General features: G+C 32.7%; 1 protein-coding gene. It reads left to right on the plus strand.

The window, feature by feature from the left end:
- Positions 1-667, plus strand: a 667-nt coding sequence (locus tag CHRY9293_RS18475) for a condensation domain-containing protein (RefSeq protein ID WP_228455610.1), incomplete at both ends; no start/stop codon positions are given.

Consider the following 667-nt stretch of genomic DNA (forward strand, 5'->3'; position numbering starts at 1 on the left):
TGAGGATCAATTGCTATCTTTTGCACAGGAGCGTTTATGGTTTATTGATCAGTATGAAGGAGGAAGCTCTGCGTATAATATTCCTATGATTTTTGGATTATCTTCCAGGGTTGATCTTAGCATTTTAGAAGAATCTTTTAAAGTTCTTCTATCAAGACATGATATTCTACGTACTTTAATTGTAACCAGTTCAGAGGGCGTAGGTTATCAGTATGTGAGTGATCATACGCTCAGTATTAAAGAGACTGATGTATTTAGTTCTAGAGAATTAGAAGATCTTATATCTCAAGAAATCACTAGGGTTTTTAATTTGTCCCAAGAACTTCCTATTTCCGTTCAAGTATTTCATGAGAAAGAAAAAACTAAAAATAATAAAACAAAGAAAAAGCAGGATAACCAAAATAATAGTGAGATTACTTCTTATATCAGTATAGTAATTCACCATATAGCTTTTGATGGTTGGTCTATCGATATATTTTTAGAAGAGTTACGATCTATCTATGAAGATTTGCTAACGAATAGTTCTGTTTCTTTACCCTGGTTACGAATTCAATATAAGGATTTTGCCTTATGGCAACGGGATTATCTTCAAGGGGAAGTATTAGATAGCCAGTTAGAATACTGGAAAGGTAAGCTTTTGGAAGTAGAATCTTTAAATCTTCCCTTA

Source organism: Chryseobacterium potabilaquae (assembly GCF_902728265.1).
GTDB classification, from domain to species: Bacteria; Bacteroidota; Bacteroidia; order Flavobacteriales; family Weeksellaceae; genus Chryseobacterium; species Chryseobacterium potabilaquae.